Source organism: Sphaerochaeta associata, from assembly GCF_022869165.1.
Classification (GTDB): Bacteria; Spirochaetota; Spirochaetia; order Sphaerochaetales; family Sphaerochaetaceae; genus Sphaerochaeta; species Sphaerochaeta associata.
Map to the genome: position 1 here is coordinate 307,728 of NZ_CP094929.1, position 16,522 is coordinate 324,249.

Here is a 16,522-nt window from a genome sequence, read left to right on the forward strand (position 1 = left end):
ATTTCCCGTGATTAGACACGGGATTCCCTGGTGATTAGACCAAGGATTTTTGCTTGACAAAACACAGGATGCAGCTCAGGGATTTGGAGGAGTGTACAAAGGCCGGAGGGCAGGATCGCTCGGCGATGCTGCAACCACCTCATTCTTCCCTGCAAAGCCATTGGGATGCTATGGTGATGGTGGGGCAATTTTTACCAATGACGATCAAGAAGCTGAGTACTTGCGCTCGATAGCGGTACACGGAAAGGGATCCTTTAAGTACGACAACGTACGAATTGGATGGAATTCACGTCTTGATACCATGCAGGCTGCTATTTTGCTAGTTAAGTTTGATGCCTTTACCGATTATGAGCTGGAAGATGTGAACAAGGTTGCATCATGGTATACCCAAGCTCTTGAGGACAAGGTGAAGACTCCTGTTGTCCCGGATGGATACTACTCAAGTTGGGCACAGTACACCATCCAGGTTGGAAATGAAGAAGAGCGAAATACCTTGCAGCAGAAACTTAAGAATCAAGGGATTCCCACCATGGTGTATTATCCCAAGCCGATGCATGGGCAGACGGCCTACAAGGATCTGAAGCAGTATGTAGAGTGTCCGGTTACCGAAAGGTTGTGTAAGATGGTGGTCTCGTTACCATTGGATCCTTATATTAGAGAGGATAGGTTTTCAGTTGTAAGTTCAATTTGATGATTTACGTTTTCATCATGATTATTAAACAAAATTGAATTTGGGTGAAAGTAAGTCATGGAGACGAATTGTTAATGAGTAGTAACTGTGTTCTAGTCACTATGGAGTATCCATTTTGCAAAGGAGAGTCATTCCTTGAAAATGAGATTAAGTATTTATCTGAATCTTTTGATAGGGTTTATATATTTGCGCTTTCTGCTCATGGGAAGCAAACGAGAGAAACTCCTCATAATGTGATTCCTGTTCCACTCAAGAATAACGCTTCTAAAACGCGTTATATTCATTATACTCTACGTGGGATTCTCCCATTTGGAAGAATCGGAATGAAAGAGATGTTACCTGCTGCAACACTGAAGTCGTTCTTGGCGTCGTTGTATGCGAGGGGGAGAGTTCATACTAGCTATAAGAAAATCATTTCTATCCTTGATCTTGATTTCAACAAAGAGTCCCCGACCTTTGTTGCTTTTTATAGCTATTGGTTTATGGACCAGGCCTTATTGGCATGTCTCTTAGGAGAAAGGTACCGGACACAATTTCTTATAAAAATCATTTCCCGAGCTCATGGGTATGATCTATATGAGTCGCGTAATAAAATAAATAGTATACCTTTTCGTGAATTAGTTTTTAAGAAAATTGATGCAGTATATCCTTGTTCAAAGGATGGAGCTGATTATTTAATACAGAAATACCCTAAGTGGAAAGAGAAAGTCAAGGTTGCTTATTTAGGGACAATTGATTATGGGATGCAAATAATCCAAAACAAACAAGATCAAGTTTTTCATATTGTTACTTGTTCTAATCTCATTCCACTTAAGAGAATTCACCTTGTTGCTGAAGCACTTGCAACGCTTAAAAGTCGGCAAATTGAAAATATTCATTGGACTTGTATTGGTGATGGGCCAGAAATGCCGCGAATAGTCTCTATTATACATGATAATAACATTTCAAATCAGATTAGTATAAAAGGTAGATTAGCAAACAAAGAAGTTATTGACTTTTATAAGTCTCATTACTGTGATTTGTTTATTAATGTAAGTACTTCTGAAGGATTGCCAGTGTCAATAATGGAAGCCCAATCATTTGGCATCCCGGTGATTGCTACTGATGTTGGAGGGACTCGAGAAATAGTTGACAATTCTTGTGGTACTCTTTTATCTCAAGATATTTCAAGCGGAGAGCTTGCAACAATAATCGAGAATTACTATTCATTAAATGAAGAGTCATTACAGGAATATCGAAGAAATGCAAGGCACAACTGGGAGAAGCTATTTAATGCAGATATTAACTATAAGAAATTTATCCTCGAAATTTGTGGCAAGTAAGACCTTCTGTACTTTACAAAAGGTAATCCTTCAATTGAGAATTAAATGAATATAGGATTGTATATTACTGCTTTAGGGCCAGGCGGGGCAGAAAGAGTTGTCAGTAGGTTGTCAAGCATTCTACATGAGCATGGCCATAATGTATTTGTAATCATATCTGATACAAGAAAAATTGCTTACCCGGTTGGGGGGGCTCTTGTTGATTTGAATCTTCAATCAAGCAACTCAGTTTTTCGAAAACTGGGCATACTTTGGAAACGCGTATCAAAGCTGAAGAAGATAAAAAAGGAGTATGATCTCGAATCGGTAATCAGCTTTTTAGATGGGGCAAATATTGTCAATGTACTGGCTCGAGTAAACAAATCTCACGCATTTGTTTCCATTCGGAATCATCATAGTTCTGAGATTAGTTACTATGAGAAACGAATTCAATTCCTTCATAAACTGCTAATGGGCAATATTTATAGAAGAGCTGCAGGTGTTATTTGTGTTTCCAAGCTTATCGCATCCGATATACATAAGAACTATAACGTACCTCAAAATTTGATTTCAGTATTGTATAATCCATACAATACTGATGAGATTCTGAGATTTAGTCGATTCCCTACCGACCAATCATTTAAAAATTTTAAAAGCACCAAAACTAAACTGTTATGTAGTACAGGTCGGCTACAGCATCAAAAAGGGTTTTGGCATTTATTAAAGATTTTCAGTTTGCTCAATCCTGAACAAGAAAAACTGGGTCTTGTAATCATCGGAGATGGAGAACAGCAGAAAGAGTTATTAGGATTAGCAAAATCTCTTCGTATTGAAAACTCAGTTTTCTTCGCAGGGTATCAAAAAAATCCATTTCCCATTATTGCACAATGCGATTTATACATTTTGACCTCATTATTTGAAGGATTTCCAAATGCGATGGTCGAAGCAATGTGCTTAGGGCTACCAATTATAGCTGCTGATTGTCAGAGTGGACCACGAGAAATTCTTGCTCCTGAATTGGAGATTGAATTAGATTCTGTTATCGAGCCACTTTATGGATCATATGGCTTGTTGATGCCTCCACTATCAAGTAATGAAGATTGGTTGACGCAGATTGATCCTATCGAAAGAAAATGGGCTGCAGAAATCATGAAATGGAATAAGGATTCTGATAAGCTTTCCTCTTATGCGAATAAAAGTGTTGAGCGTGCTCGCGAGTTCTCTGAAGAGTCTTGTTATCAGCGGTTGGTAGAAATAGTTTTAAGTAATAAGTAGTAGGTCACTAAGTGATTAAGTCTTCCCAAACCAGTAAAAATAGAAAATTTTCAAATAGATTATATGATTTTGTAATGATATTGTTCCTTGTTTTTTTTATTGCATTTGCGAATGTAAGGCCTGCATATGTGATTATTGAAATTGTTTTTATTGGAGTATTTCTCATACGAGCGTTTACGAGAAACATGAGGCTTGAATTTTATGCTTATTGGAGTATTGCTTATCTACTGGTTGGATTGGTTTCAGCGATATTCTCGAGTTATATTACAGTCTCTTTTCAGATGCTAATTTCAACTATTCAAGTACTTGTTGTTACAAACCTATTATTACCTTATATTCGAGACAATGAAAGAAATTGTGATTTATTTCAAATAGGGATTATCCTTGCGATTGCATCTTTAGGTATACGCTTAATTGTGACAACTCCTTTTTCTAGTTTAGGGCTCATGAGGGCAGGTTCATCAATTGGATATAATGCAAATGAATTTGGATTCATTTTCGCTTATGGGACAACTGTTCTTTCATATCTATTCCTAGAAAATAGAAAAAAAATTTACCTCCCCATTATTGTTGTATTTTCCATTTTATGCTTGTTGTCTGGGTCGAGAACTGCTTTAGCAGTGATGCTGATATCATTTTCAATTCAAATCATCGGACATTATACCCAGCAAGGTGATATATTAAAATTCATTAAGGGAATATTCTTTCTTGGAGTAATTTTAATATTACTTATTATCCTAATTACTCAAAATGAGGTGCTATACGATATTCTTGGAAGAAGAGTAGTAACATTTTTTGAATCCTTAACAGGTAGAGAAACTAGCGAAGGGAGCACACTCATCAGGTTATCGATGATAAGTGATGCATTAGATTTGTTTGTAAAAAAGCCGCTTCTAGGGTCAGGTCTGAATACTTTTAGGATATATAGTGGTTATGGAACATATTCACATAACAACTATACTGAACTTCTTGTATCTATTGGATTAGTTGGAATATTTATCTATTATTCTCTTTTCATTTGGCTTTTAATAAAAGTAATAAGGCTATATAAAACAACTAAAGAGGGAAAATATATTTGTGTAGTAGCTTTAGTTTTTGCAGCATTGATTGGAGATTTGGGTACTGTCTCATATTATAGTGAATCTTTGTATGTAATATGGCTTTTTTTTGTGTCTTTGATTGATAGAAAAAGCATTAACAGTAGGAAAATGCTAGGCGTCTCCTACTAGGGCGAAGCGATTCCGAGTTTCTATAATGTATTCAATTATATATCTATTTTCTATAACGGGGTTCATAGTTCATTATGAATTTTAAAACGTTTAAAAGAATCCGTAAAGGTATTGAGAATCCTTCATTGATTTGTTTATTCTTGTTGGATAAGAGACTGTCAAGGGTTTTGTCAGATAAGGCCCAAATATCTCTTCTTTATAGATTTCGAATAGGAAGAAAGCCCAATCTCAGTAATCCAATTACTTTCAATGAAAAACTCCAATGGCTCAAGCTACATGATCGAAACCCGCAGTATACCAATTTAGTAGATAAATATACGGTCCGTGAGCATATTAGAAATACCATCGGTGATAAATATCTAGTCCCTTTGCTTGGAGTATATGATTCAGTGGATGAGATTGATTATGCCAAATTGCCAAATCAGTTTGTATTAAAACCAACCCATACTTCGGGAAATGTTATTATTTGTAGAGACAAGGATGCTCTTGATATTAAGGTAACTAATAAAACACTGAAAGAATGGATGAAACGAGAGTATTTCTGGTATCAGAGAGAATGGCCTTATAAAAATATAAAGCCAAGAATTATTTGTGAGGAATTGCTTGTTGATGACACACAAGTAGATTTGATGGATTATAAAATACTTTGTTTTAATGGAGAGCCTAAATGTCTATTCGTCTGCTTAGATCGAAGAAGTCCAAGTGGATTGAAAGTTGATTTCTATGATTTGAATTGGACCCCTCTTCCTTTTGAGCGGCATTATCCAAGAAGTGGAAAGTTCATTGAAAAGCCAGAGTGTTTTGAAGAATTATTGGAATTGTCAAAGATTTTGTCGAGAGGAATTTCGTTTGTAAGAGTCGATTTCTATATTGTAAATAAGCAAATTAAATTTGGCGAACTGACTTTTTACCCTGGATCTGGTCTAGAAGAATTTACTCCTGAAGAATATGACAAAACTCTTGGAAATTGGCTAGATCTATCCAAAGAAAAATAGGAGATACGAATATTGAAAGAGGATGTTTATATTGGAGAAACTGATTTGATACAGTATCCCCAAAGTCAATATTATTCACCAGCTATTCAATATCCAGAATACTGTTATAGAGACGTAACATTGGAGAAAAATGAAGTATATGATACTATTCGGCAAGGATTCTTTGAATTAGGTTATGATTGTGAAAATTATGGGAAACCGAATTGGAATCCATTGGGGACGATTATTCAGAAAGGTGACACTGTATTAATTAAGCCAAATTGGGTGTTTCATAAAAACGTTGAACCTATAAGTCATGATATGGACTGTATGGTAACCCATCCATCAATTCTCAGGGTTGTAATTGATTATGTGTTAATTGCACTTGGGGGTACAGGAAGGGTCATTATTGGAGATTCTCCTATACAACTTTGTGATCTGAAAGAATTAATGGAAGTTCATGGATACAATCGATTATGGGATTTTTATAAAGAGAGAAATATTAGTTTAGAGATTGTAGATTTCCGAGGTGTAATCGCAAGAATTGAGAAGGACCGAACTTTCACTGGAGAAGTAGATGATAATTTGGGTATACTGGTTAAGCTAAATGAAATGTCTGCATTTCATGAGAAGGCACATGCTGATAATTTCCGAATAACAAATTATCCTCCGGCAGAACTTCGCAAACATCATACACAATCAGTTCACGAGTACAATATTCATCCATTCGTCCTTGAAGCGAATGTAATAATCAATCTTCCAAAGCCGAAAGCTCATAGAAAGGCTGGTATCACGGCTTGTATGAAGAATTTTGTTGGCATAAATTCAAGGAAAGAATGTCTTCCTCATCATACAAAATATTCAATTGATGAAGGTGGTGATGAGTACTATAGAAGAAGTTATTTAAGATCTATATCATCAGACCTAAGAGATATTTATTTAACTCTAGCATATAATAAAAATAGATATACAAAATTTTTAAGCTTCTACACAAGTATCATAGATAAGTTGGGAAGGATTCTTTCAAGAGATAATTATTCAGAAGGTAGTTGGTATGGTAATGATACAATTTGGAGAACCATAATCGATTTAAATCTAATACTAAAGTATTCTAATAAACTCGGGAAGATTCAGAATCAGCCGCAGCGAAGAGTTCTAAATATTTGTGATATGATTATAGTTGGAGAGAAAGAGGGGCCTATGGAACCTTCTCCTAAACCTATTGGCTTGATTCTGTTAGGAAATGATAGTCTCCTTTGTGATATTGTTATCAGCAAGATTTTCGGTTGTAATTATAAAAAGATTAAGTACATCGATTATTTGATAAAGTTGGATGGAGCTCCGGATATTTCTAAACTGAATATCATGTATAATCAATCCAATATTTCATATGAAGAATTTTTATCACCAATAGAATGGCAGATTGAGTTTTCTGCTGGTTGGAATAATTTTTTATCTACAAGATCTAAGCTTATATACTAATTTGAAGAGATATTATGAAATTTAGCCTACTAATACCTGTTTATAATGTAGAGAATTATCTGAGAGATTGTTTAGACTCGGTTATTTCACAGGTATTTGATGATTTTGAGGTAATCTGTGTTGATGATGGTTCTACAGATTCTTCGGGTAAGATTTGTGACGAGTACAAAGCTCAATATCCTGAGAGGATATCAGTAATTCATAAAGTTAATGAAGGCTTGGTTAGTGCAAGACGGATTGGACTAAAAAATGCTATTGGTGAATATGTTTGTTTTTTGGATTCTGATGATTTCATTGTCCCATATTTTTTTGAAGTATTATTTCAAGAAATTCAGAGCTGCAATCCTGATATTGTGATATTTGGATATAATAGAGTAGATTTGTTTGGGAAATTTGTTGAAGAGGTTTCTCCTCCGCTAACTGGAGGTAGATATACTTTACAAGAAATGAGTAAAATAAGAGACATTGTAGTATCATCTGATAAGTTGAATAATTTGTGTTTTAAATGTATTAAGTCAGAAATAGTTGATATCGATACTGACTATACAAAATATTACTCAATCAGAAATGGTGAGGATTTGATTCAAAGCCTTCCAATATTTGATAAAGCAACCACGATATCTGTTATTAAGGATTGTTTATATTTATATAGGTCAAGCCCTAATAGTATGACTAATTCAAGAATTAGTATTAATAATATTAATTCATGGTTGGCAATGTATTCTGTTCTGTGTGAGTATGCTGAGAGATGGGGATATCCAGAGAGTGTTTATCGTCAAAGATTTGGCATTATTTTGAAGAGTATTTTTTCAAGTCTGATAATAAATAGATATGCAGACGCTATTCATAAAAAGAGTGAACAAAATGAATTGCTAAATAGGTTGATGGAGAATGATTTCCAGACTGCCTTACAATTATTTCGACCAAAAAAGTTATCAATAGAACAATTTTATAAATACATCCTAATTCCCAAGTCGCGTTTAATTGCAAGGATTTCTCTTGTTGTTTTGGGAGATTGTTATAGGTGGTTGAAAAAGTATTGATTTATGGGGATGCAACCAAAATTGAGTAAATATTTATTTTCTGTAATTCTACCAGTCTATAATGCGCAAAAATATCTTTGTTCTTGTTTGGACTCACTACTATCTCAATCATTTTCCAATTATGAGATTATTGCAGTCAATGATGGATCAACAGATGGTTCAAAAAAAATTCTTGATGATTATACTAAAAAAGATGCTCGTATAAGGGTGATAGATAAACTAAATCAAGGCCCATTATTAGCAAGAGTTGATGCTATTCGCTTGGCGGATTCAGAGTATTGCGTTTTTGTAGATTCTGATGATTGTGTCTCGCCTGATTTTTTCAGTACTCTTTTTAATGAGCTTTGTAGTAAAAGGCATGATATTTATATATATAACTATGAATTAATTTCTATTGATAATACTATTATTGAAAAAGCTGATACATTGTTTATTGATCAGTCAATCTTCTATGGAGAAAGTAAAAAGGAATTATATAAAAAAGTCCTTGAAGCAAAACTAAATTCTCTATGCATTAAAGCGATAAAAACCAAATTGCTAACCATCGGTACCACGTACAACGTCCACAACTTCCACAGGAATCGCTGAAAGGGGCCTCCAGGGCCTGATTTCGGGAGAACCGGTACCGTGTACCTTGTCCACAAAATCCACAGCAACGATAACAATTTTAAGGACTTTTAGATGACAGACATGCACATAAATGAGCAAAATCTTACTGAACAAGTGATAAAAGAAAATTGGCAAAGCCCAGATATCCAAGTTAGTATTGTTTGTACTGCTTATAATCACGAACCGTTTATCAGAGATGCTATAGAAGGATTTCTATCTCAAAAAACCAATTTTGCATTTGAGATAATTATTCATGATGATGCATCTACAGATGAAACTCCAAATATCATCATGGAGTATTATCCACGCTTCCCGGGTATTATAATCCCAATTCTTCAAAAAGAAAATCAATACTCAAAAGGGACTAGAATTTTCTCAACATTTCTCAACCCAATAATTAGAGGAAAATACATAGCACATTGTGAAGGGGATGATTATTGGATTGATCCAGAAAAGTTACAGAAACAGTTTGATGCTTTAGAGGAAAACCAAACCTGTGATATCTGTTTTCATCCAGCAAAAGCATTGTACCCAAATGGTACTTCAAGAATTATGTGTCTACACAGCAAATCCAAAAAAAAAATATTCTCTATAGGTGATGTGATTCTCGGTGGAGGTGGATTTATGCCAACCGCTTCTCTGTTTTATAGAAAGGAAATAAGAACTTCTGTTGATGCGTTTTTTGAAAAATATGGGAAATTTCCTGTTGGGGATGTAATGCTACAATTCCTTGCATCTAGAAGGGGGGGAGCCTTATACCTACCTATGATTGGATCAGTTTATCGTGTAAGGTCACTAGGAAGCTGGTCTTCCAGAATGATGAATGATTCAAACTTTGCAAAAGAAGTTCAGAAGAAAAGTATATTATGGAATGAAAAACTCAACGAATTCACTAGTTATGAATATAATTATTACTTTAGAAAAAAAATTACTAGGATTCTTTTAAGCTACGTTACAAACCCATATATGGAGAAAGATGAAAGAATATATTTTTTACAAAATTATTCAAGCTATTTAGATAAAACGTTAAAAATTAGATGTAAAATATTATTCCTTTTAAGATACTTGAAAAAATTCGCCAAACAGAGTTTTTCTAGATATGCAAGATGAACAAGAATCCCAATTCCATAAATAACTCAATTATTGGCGGCTTGCTCTGGAAACTTCTCGAACGCTTCGGCACCCAAGGCCTCCAATTCATCATCCAAATCATTCTTGCTCGCCTCCTTCTTCCTTCTGACTACGGAATACTAGCTTTAGTAGTTATTTTCATTACTATTGCAAACGTTTTTGTTCAGAGTGGGTTGAGTACCTCACTCATTCAGAAGAAAGTTGTCGATCAAGTTGATTATTCTTCTGTATTTTATGTCAGTCTTGGAATAGCAGGAATTCTTTATATAATACTTTTTCTCGTAGCCCCATTTATTGGAGCATTCTACGAGAATGACAGTTTGGCTCTAGTTCTTCGAGTTCTTGCATTAACTCTCTTCCCTGGAGCCTTCAATTCTATTCAAAATGCGATTGTCTCCAGAACAATGCAATTTAAACGGTTATTTTACAGTAGTGTAGGAGCTGGTATAGTTTCAGGTATCATTGGAATATATCTCGCATATCATGGTTTTGGGATATGGGCACTTGTATGGCAGCAACTAATTAATCAAATAAATATTACCTTGATACTTTGGTTTACTGTCAAATGGAGACCAACACTTCAGTTCTCTTTGGAACGAGTAAAAGTATTATTCTCCTTTGGGTGGAAACTTCTTGTTTCTTCCCTAATAGACACTACCTACCGTGATCTTAGAAGCTTAATAATTGGAAAAGTATATACTCCCGCAATGTTGGGCTACTACAATAGAGGTCAACAATTTCCTCAATTAATTATTAGCAATATCAATGGCTCAATCCAATCAGTCATGCTCCCGGCATTAGCAGCACAGCAAGACTATGCAGATCGAGTCAAGTCCATGATGCGTCGCTCCATTGTAACAAGTTGCTTTATCGTGTTTCCTATGATGGTAGGCCTCGCTGTTGTTGCTGAACCCTTAGTATTGCTACTTCTCACCGAGAAGTGGTTGCCTTCAGTTCCCTTTATACAGATTTTTTGTTTTTCCTACGCTTTGTGGCCAATACATACTGCTAACCTTCAAGCCATCAACGCAATGGGCAGAAGTGATATCTTCCTAAAGCTAGAGATCATCAAGAAGATCCTAGGACTAAGTATTCTTGCAGTTGCTCTTCCCTTTGGCGTGTACGTATTAGCACTGAGTGGGGTAATGAGTGGAATCATTTCATCCTTCATCAATGCATATCCCAATAAGAAACTCTTAAATTATGGTTATGGTGAACAAATCAAAGACATTTTGCCTTCTTTGTTCCTTTCTCTCGTTATGGGGGTAATTGTCTACCTGCTATTGTTCCTAGGGTTATCTCCACTCATTACCATGCTTCTACAGATAGGTGTTGGGACCATTGTCTATGTGGGGCTTGCTCTTCTGTTTAAGTTAGAATGCTTTACCTACCTTGTACAAACACTTTTATCATTAGTTAAGGGTAAACATAACTCTTAATCCTAATAGCAAACATTCGGTTTTCTGTTTCTGATATTTCCCGGAGGCGCTCATGTCCATACTTGTCACTCGCTCCTCTCTTCCTCCTTTTAATGAATACATTGAAGAATTGCGCTCAGTATGGGATACCCATTGGTTAACCAATATGGGATCCAAGCATAAGGAATTAGAAGCTTCCCTCTCTTCCTTTCTTGGTGCTGACTTTCTTTCACTTTTTACTAATGGGCACCTTGCTCTTGAAATGGTCTTGCAAGCATTGGGTCTTTCTGGTGAAGTTATAACCACTCCTTTCAGTTTTGCCTCTACCACCCATGCAATTGTTCGTAATGGATTGACTCCAGTCTTTTGTGACATAAAACCATCAGACTACACCCTCGACCCTTCCTTACTTGAATCATTCATTACGGATAAAACCTCTGCAATTCTCCCCGTCCATGTATACGGGAATATCTGTGATGTTGATGCAATTCAGAAGATTGCTGACAAGTATCATCTACGAGTTATCTATGACGCTGCCCATGCCTTTGCTGAAACCTATAAGGGCAAGGGTATTGGTTCCTTCGGGGATGCTTCCATGTTCAGCTTTCATGCCACCAAGGTGTTCAATACTATTGAAGGCGGTGCTATAGCTACTTCTGGTGTTGAACTTAAGAAGAAACTAGAAATGATCAAGAACTTTGGAATTAGTGGTCCTGAAGATGTTATAGCTGTGGGTGGTAATGCCAAGATGAATGAGTTCCAGGCAGCTATGGGGCTCTGCAATCTTCGGCATTTGAATGAAGAAATTGAGAAACGAAAGCAGATTGTAGAACGATATCGTAATAACTTGGGTCGAATAGCAGGGATTAAACTTAATTCAATTCCAGTTGATGTAACTGAGAACTACGCTTATTTCCCTGTGGTCTTTGATCAGTATCGATATACCAGAGACCAGGTATTCGAAAAGCTTAAAGAACATGAAATCTATGCTCGCAAGTACTTCTATCCAACCATCAATACCTTTGCATGTTATAGAGACAAGTATGATGCTGCAGAGACTCCTGTAGCTCAGTATATTGCTGAACGTGTTCTTACACTTCCTCTCTATGCAGACCTTTCCTTGGATGACGTAGATAGAATCTGCTCTATTATTACGAGGTGAATAGTTGTATGATAAGCAATTGTAGCCATCTGAAGGGGGGCTTCATCCTGACCCCACAAAGGAAAGAGACTCAAATCTAGAGCTCTTTCGAATTGTTTCAATGCTGGGAATCATTGCTCATCATTACGTGGTGAATTCCGGTCTTACTTCACCTAATAGCCCCTTATGGCAAAATGTCTTGTCTGGACCATCACTCTTTCTTCTCGTGCTTGGAGCCTGGGGGAAGATAGGGATCAACTGCTTTGTTCTCATTACTGGTTACTTCATGTGTCAGTCACACATAACAGCTAGGAAGTTCATCAAACTCTTGGCAGAAGTGATGTTTTACAACATAGTGTTCTACCTCGTCTTCTTGTTGTCAGGCTATGAAGCCTTCTCCCTCAAAGCTCTTATCAAGGCCTTGATGCCGATAACAAGCATAGCTCAGAACTTCACTGGAACATATTTAGTCTTCTTCCTGTGCATCCCGTTTCTGAATATCCTGGTGCACAACATGACAGAAATGCAGCATGCCAGACTTTTATTGTTAAGCAGTTTTATGTACATCTTTTTCGGAACCGTGAAGCTGCTACCAGTAACGATGAACTACGTGTCCTGGTACATAGTGCTTTTTTTCATTGCTTCTTACATTAGGCTCTATCCAAAGAAGCTTTTTGATAGTACTCGTTTCTGGGGTTGGATGACATCGATAACAGTATTGCTTAGTGCTGCATCAGTTGTAGCTTGTGCTTGGATGGGAACTAAGATAGGACGTAACGCTCCATTCTTCTTTGTATCTGATTCCAATACTTTCTTAGCTGTTGCTACCGGTTTGAGTTCGTTTCTGTGGTTTAAGAATCTGAAGATTAGAAGCCGCTTCATCAACATAGTCGCATCTACATGCTTCGGAGTCCTGATGATTCATGCAAACAGTGACACGATGCGTCAATGGCTCTGGCGTGACACTTTGAATAACGTTGGTATGTATGGAAAGCCAATGATGGTTTATCATGCAATTGGCTCTATCGTGGGAATCTTCACTGTCTGCTGTCTTATTGATCTTCTCAGAATTCGCTTCATCGAGAAGCCTTTTCTAAAGTTCTGGGATACGTGTTGGGATGGGATTAATAAATCCTTCACAAGTTTTGAGACCAAGTTCAGTACGAAGTTGAAAATACAAGGCTGAAACCAAGGGAGAGAAAACATGAAAGGAATCATTCTTGCCGGCGGGAAGGGAACTAGGTTGTTCCCTATGACAAAAGCGGTTTCAAAGCAGCTCCTTCCAATCTACGACAAACCCCTTATATACTATCCGCTTTCAGTGCTGATGCTCGCAAGCATCCAAGAGATTCTCATCATCTCAACACCTGATGACACTCCGGTGTATCAGAGGTTGTTGGGAGATGGGGCAGAGATTGGATTAAGAATTTCTTTCAAAGTACAAGAAACTCCCCGAGGCTTGGCTGATGCCTTCATCCTTGGGGAGTCTTTTATTGGGAATGATTCCGTATGCCTGATTCTCGGTGACAATGTGTTTTATGGACAGGACCTTACTAAAGTACTTAATAAAGCGAAGAGTAGGAGTAGTGGAGCTACCATCTTCGGTTACCCCGTCCACGATCCCCGTTCTTTCGGTGTTGTAGCCTTTGATGAGAACCAGAAGGTAATCTCAATCGAGGAAAAGCCTCAGCATCCCAAGTCCAAGTATGCAGTACCAGGTTTGTATTTCTATGACAATCGCGTAATCGAGATCGCCAAGCAGGTAAAGCCTTCAGCCCGTGGAGAGATAGAAATCACGTCAGTCAATAATGCCTATCTCGAAATGGGGGAGCTCCATGTAGAGCTGCTCGGACGTGGCATGGCATGGCTAGATACGGGTACTCCCGAGGGTATGCTCAAGGCGGCCGAGTATGTGGAAGCGGTACAATCGAGGCAGGGTTTCTATATCTCCTGCATTGAAGAGATAGCCTGGAGACGTGGGTTCATTACCACTGAACAACTAAAGAAGATTGGGGAGAGCTTAAGGATGACCGACTACGGCCAATACATTCTTTCCCTGGTTGATGAGTCTGTGTAGGAGGACTGAGTGAACACCAATCCAAGAACCATCCTGATAACCGGTGGCGCCGGTTTCATTGGAAGTAACTTTATTGCATATCTTTTGAAGTATCATTCCGCCGATACTATAGTGAATCTTGATGTTCTTACCTATGCAGGCAATCTTGAAAACCTGAAAGAGGTGGAGGACAATCCTCGTTATTCGTTTGTAAAAGGAGACATCAGGGACAGGGAGCTGGTTCATAGCCTTTTTGTTGAGCATCACTTCACCCATGTGGTGAACTTTGCTGCAGAGAGCCATGTGGACCGAAGTATTGTTGATCCCGAGCTGTTTCTTACTACCAACATCATAGGAACAGAGGTTCTGTTGGATGAAGCAAAGAAGAGTTGGAAGCTGCATCCCGATGACAAGTACAACAAAGACTTTCAGGAAGGGGTGAGATTTCATCAGGTATCCACCGATGAGGTGTATGGAGCACTTGGTAAGGAGGGCCTCTTCACTGAGACCCTGCCATTGCTTCCGAACAGCCCGTATTCCGCTTCCAAGGCAAGTGCTGACTTGATTGTCCGAGCATACCATGAGACCTATGGCCTTCCAGTGACCATTTCTCGCTGCTCGAATAACTATGGCCCATTCCAGTTTCCGGAAAAGCTTATCCCCTTGATGATTAACAACTGCCTCAAGGACAAGAGTCTTCCTGTCTATGGAGATGGGATGCAGATCAGGGACTGGCTACATGTTATCGACCATTGTTCAGCGATCGATACAATCTTGGATAAGGGAACGATTGGAGAAATCTACAACATTGGTGGCAATAATGAGAAGGCAAACATTGAGATAGTAAAGCTCATCATCAAGACAGTTGGGAAGTCAGAGGATTTGATTACCTATGTGAAAGATCGTCCCGGGCATGACCGTAGGTATGCAATCGACAATACGAAGATTACCAGCCAGCTGGGATGGAAGCCTTCCTACACTTTCGAACAGGGAATGGAAGAAACCATCCAATGGTATCTTGATAACCAGCAGTGGATTGAAAGAGTGGTGAGTGGGGATTATCAGAGGTATTATGAGAGGATGTATTAAAACTAAGGGACTGAAATGAAAGTAGGAATAATTGGCGGTGGAAATGGGGGGCTTGCTCTGGCAAGTCTCCTGTATAAAAGGGGAAATGAGATAAATCTATGGAACAGATCAATAAGCAGGATTGCTCCGATTATTGAGCAGGATAATTCAATTATTGCAATAAATGGTGAAGAGAAAAGTTATGTGAAACTTAATAAAGTTTCAGATAATTTATCACTTATTGTTAATGATGTAGAAGTCATTTTTATAGTTACGACCAGCTCTGCCCATGAGGAATTAGGAAAGATTTTGCCACCTTACGTTCCACCGAATGTACCAATCTTATTGATGCCAGGGAGAACCTATGGTTGCGTTGCATATCTAGAGAATGCAGAAGAATTATTTCCGAATAATAAAAATATTTGTCTTGAAGCTCAAACACTTTTACATGCTTGTAGAGCAGAAGGAAATAAGGTTACAATTTACGGAACTAAAAAAGAAGTCACGTATTCTGGGGTTAACCAAGTTTCAGATGATACCATAATGAAACTAAAAAAATTATTACCAGAGTTGCATTATTCTCCAAATTACTTGGACATTGCGCTTAATAATGTGGGTGCATTTTTTCATCCAATCCCAACTCTATTAAATGCTGGAGTGATTGAAGGAAGGCTCTTTTTTAAGTATTACTCCACAGGTATTAGTAAGCATGTTGCTGCCTATATCCAGCGTATGGATGATGAGAAAGGTGAATTATGCAAATTTCTTGGTGTTTATCATTGTTCATTGGTGGATTGGTTAAAAATTGAGTATTGTGCAGAAGGAGAAGATTTATACACATGTCTGCAAAGTGTATCTGCATACAAGGAGATTGATGCCCCAAATACCCTAAATCATAGATATGTTTATGATGATTTACTGACTGGCTTAATCCCAATTCTAAATACTGCAAAATATTTTAGAGTTGCTGTGCCAACTATTGAGACATTTATACATTTTGCTTGTGATTTTATGGATGTGGATTATCTTGCTAATGGTAGGAATTTCCCAAAAATGCTTCAAGCAAAATTCTCAACTTCTATTTTTGTATGATAAGGAATATAC

14 protein-coding genes and 1 pseudogene are annotated in these 16,522 nt (G+C 37.4%); all 15 read left to right on the forward strand.

The genetic code is table 11. The features are described 5' to 3' along the window. Positions 1-49 precede the first annotated feature (49 nt). The 15 genes and pseudogenes from MUG09_RS01450 to MUG09_RS01520 all read left to right on the forward strand — a co-directional run bounded on the left by MUG09_RS01450 (position 50) and on the right by MUG09_RS01520 (position 16,510). On the forward strand, positions 50-691 hold the full coding sequence (locus MUG09_RS01450; RefSeq protein WP_244772803.1) for a DegT/DnrJ/EryC1/StrS family aminotransferase: 642 nt from the start codon (positions 50-52) through the stop codon (positions 689-691). Positions 692-792: 101 nt separating this feature from the next. Continuing rightward, complete coding sequence (locus tag MUG09_RS01455; RefSeq protein WP_244772804.1) at positions 793-2,013, forward strand: glycosyltransferase; 1,221 nt, start codon at positions 793-795, stop codon at positions 2,011-2,013. Positions 2,014-2,058: 45 nt separating this feature from the next. Continuing rightward, positions 2,059-3,267, forward strand: a complete 1,209-nt coding sequence (locus tag MUG09_RS01460; protein ID WP_244772805.1) for a glycosyltransferase — start codon at positions 2,059-2,061, stop codon at positions 3,265-3,267. A 74-nt stretch (positions 3,268-3,341) separates the two neighbouring features. Then, positions 3,342-4,496: an O-antigen ligase family protein gene (locus MUG09_RS01465; RefSeq protein ID WP_244772806.1), complete on the forward strand. Its 1,155-nt coding sequence runs from the start codon at positions 3,342-3,344 to the stop codon at positions 4,494-4,496. Positions 4,497-4,570: 74 nt separating this feature from the next. Next, a complete protein-coding gene (locus MUG09_RS01470) occupies positions 4,571-5,491 on the forward strand; it encodes an ATP-grasp fold amidoligase family protein (RefSeq protein ID WP_244772807.1) in 921 nt (306 codons plus the stop codon). Positions 5,492-5,503: 12 nt separating this feature from the next. Beyond that, entirely contained in the window at positions 5,504-6,952 is a 1,449-nt protein-coding gene (locus MUG09_RS01475) for a DUF362 domain-containing protein (protein ID WP_244772808.1), read from the forward strand. Between the two features lie 14 nt (positions 6,953-6,966). Beyond that, positions 6,967-7,995, forward strand: a complete 1,029-nt coding sequence (locus MUG09_RS01480) for a glycosyltransferase family 2 protein (RefSeq protein ID WP_244772809.1) — start codon at positions 6,967-6,969, stop codon at positions 7,993-7,995. A 9-nt stretch (positions 7,996-8,004) separates the two neighbouring features. Further along, positions 8,005-8,583, forward strand: a complete 579-nt coding sequence (locus MUG09_RS01485; RefSeq protein WP_244772810.1) for a glycosyltransferase family 2 protein — start codon at positions 8,005-8,007, stop codon at positions 8,581-8,583. Positions 8,584-8,676: 93 nt separating this feature from the next. Then, the gene (locus MUG09_RS01490) at positions 8,677-9,714 is read left to right on the forward strand and encodes a glycosyltransferase family 2 protein (protein ID WP_244772811.1); all 1,038 of its coding nucleotides are present in this window, start codon (positions 8,677-8,679) and stop codon (positions 9,712-9,714) included. Then, positions 9,711-11,174 (forward strand): lipopolysaccharide biosynthesis protein, encoded by a 1,464-nt coding sequence (locus tag MUG09_RS01495; protein WP_244772812.1) that lies wholly within the window; start codon positions 9,711-9,713, stop codon positions 11,172-11,174. The genes MUG09_RS01490 and MUG09_RS01495 overlap by 4 nt, the downstream gene beginning before the upstream one ends. Before the next feature lie 52 nt (positions 11,175-11,226). After that, positions 11,227-12,315, forward strand: a complete 1,089-nt coding sequence (locus MUG09_RS01500; protein WP_244772813.1) for a DegT/DnrJ/EryC1/StrS family aminotransferase — start codon at positions 11,227-11,229, stop codon at positions 12,313-12,315. An 85-nt stretch (positions 12,316-12,400) separates the two neighbouring features. Continuing rightward, positions 12,401-13,480, forward strand: a pseudogene (locus MUG09_RS01505) (acyltransferase family protein); the annotation flags it as partial. Positions 13,481-13,498: 18 nt separating this feature from the next. Next, positions 13,499-14,371, forward strand: coding sequence for a glucose-1-phosphate thymidylyltransferase RfbA (rfbA, locus tag MUG09_RS01510; protein ID WP_244772815.1), 873 nt, complete (start codon positions 13,499-13,501; stop codon positions 14,369-14,371). A gap of 9 nt (positions 14,372-14,380) precedes the next feature. Further along, positions 14,381-15,439, forward strand: coding sequence for a dTDP-glucose 4,6-dehydratase (gene rfbB / locus MUG09_RS01515; protein ID WP_244772816.1), 1,059 nt, complete (start codon positions 14,381-14,383; stop codon positions 15,437-15,439). A gap of 15 nt (positions 15,440-15,454) precedes the next feature. Further along, on the forward strand, positions 15,455-16,510 hold the full coding sequence (locus tag MUG09_RS01520) for an NAD/NADP-dependent octopine/nopaline dehydrogenase family protein (RefSeq protein ID WP_244772817.1): 1,056 nt from the start codon (positions 15,455-15,457) through the stop codon (positions 16,508-16,510). Positions 16,511-16,522: the final 12 nt, after the last annotated feature.

Bases quoted from the DNA above. Each gene is read 5' to 3' on its own strand.
- MUG09_RS01455 (WP_244772804.1), top strand. From the start codon at position 793: ATGGAGTATCCATTTTGCAAAGGAGAGTCATTCCTTGAAAATGAGATT.
- MUG09_RS01460 (WP_244772805.1), top strand. From the start codon at position 2,059: ATGAATATAGGATTGTATATTACTGCTTTAGGGCCAGGCGGGGCAGAA.
- MUG09_RS01465 (WP_244772806.1), top strand. From the start codon at position 3,342: ATGATATTGTTCCTTGTTTTTTTTATTGCATTTGCGAATGTAAGGCCT.
- MUG09_RS01470 (WP_244772807.1), top strand. From the start codon at position 4,571: ATGAATTTTAAAACGTTTAAAAGAATCCGTAAAGGTATTGAGAATCCT.
- MUG09_RS01480 (WP_244772809.1), top strand. From the start codon at position 6,967: ATGAAATTTAGCCTACTAATACCTGTTTATAATGTAGAGAATTATCTG.
- MUG09_RS01485 (WP_244772810.1), top strand. From the start codon at position 8,005: ATGCAACCAAAATTGAGTAAATATTTATTTTCTGTAATTCTACCAGTC.
- MUG09_RS01490 (WP_244772811.1), top strand. From the start codon at position 8,677: ATGACAGACATGCACATAAATGAGCAAAATCTTACTGAACAAGTGATA.
- MUG09_RS01495 (WP_244772812.1), top strand. From the start codon at position 9,711: ATGAACAAGAATCCCAATTCCATAAATAACTCAATTATTGGCGGCTTG.
- MUG09_RS01500 (WP_244772813.1), top strand. From the start codon at position 11,227: ATGTCCATACTTGTCACTCGCTCCTCTCTTCCTCCTTTTAATGAATAC.
- rfbA (WP_244772815.1), top strand. From the start codon at position 13,499: ATGAAAGGAATCATTCTTGCCGGCGGGAAGGGAACTAGGTTGTTCCCT.
- MUG09_RS01520 (WP_244772817.1), top strand. From the start codon at position 15,455: ATGAAAGTAGGAATAATTGGCGGTGGAAATGGGGGGCTTGCTCTGGCA.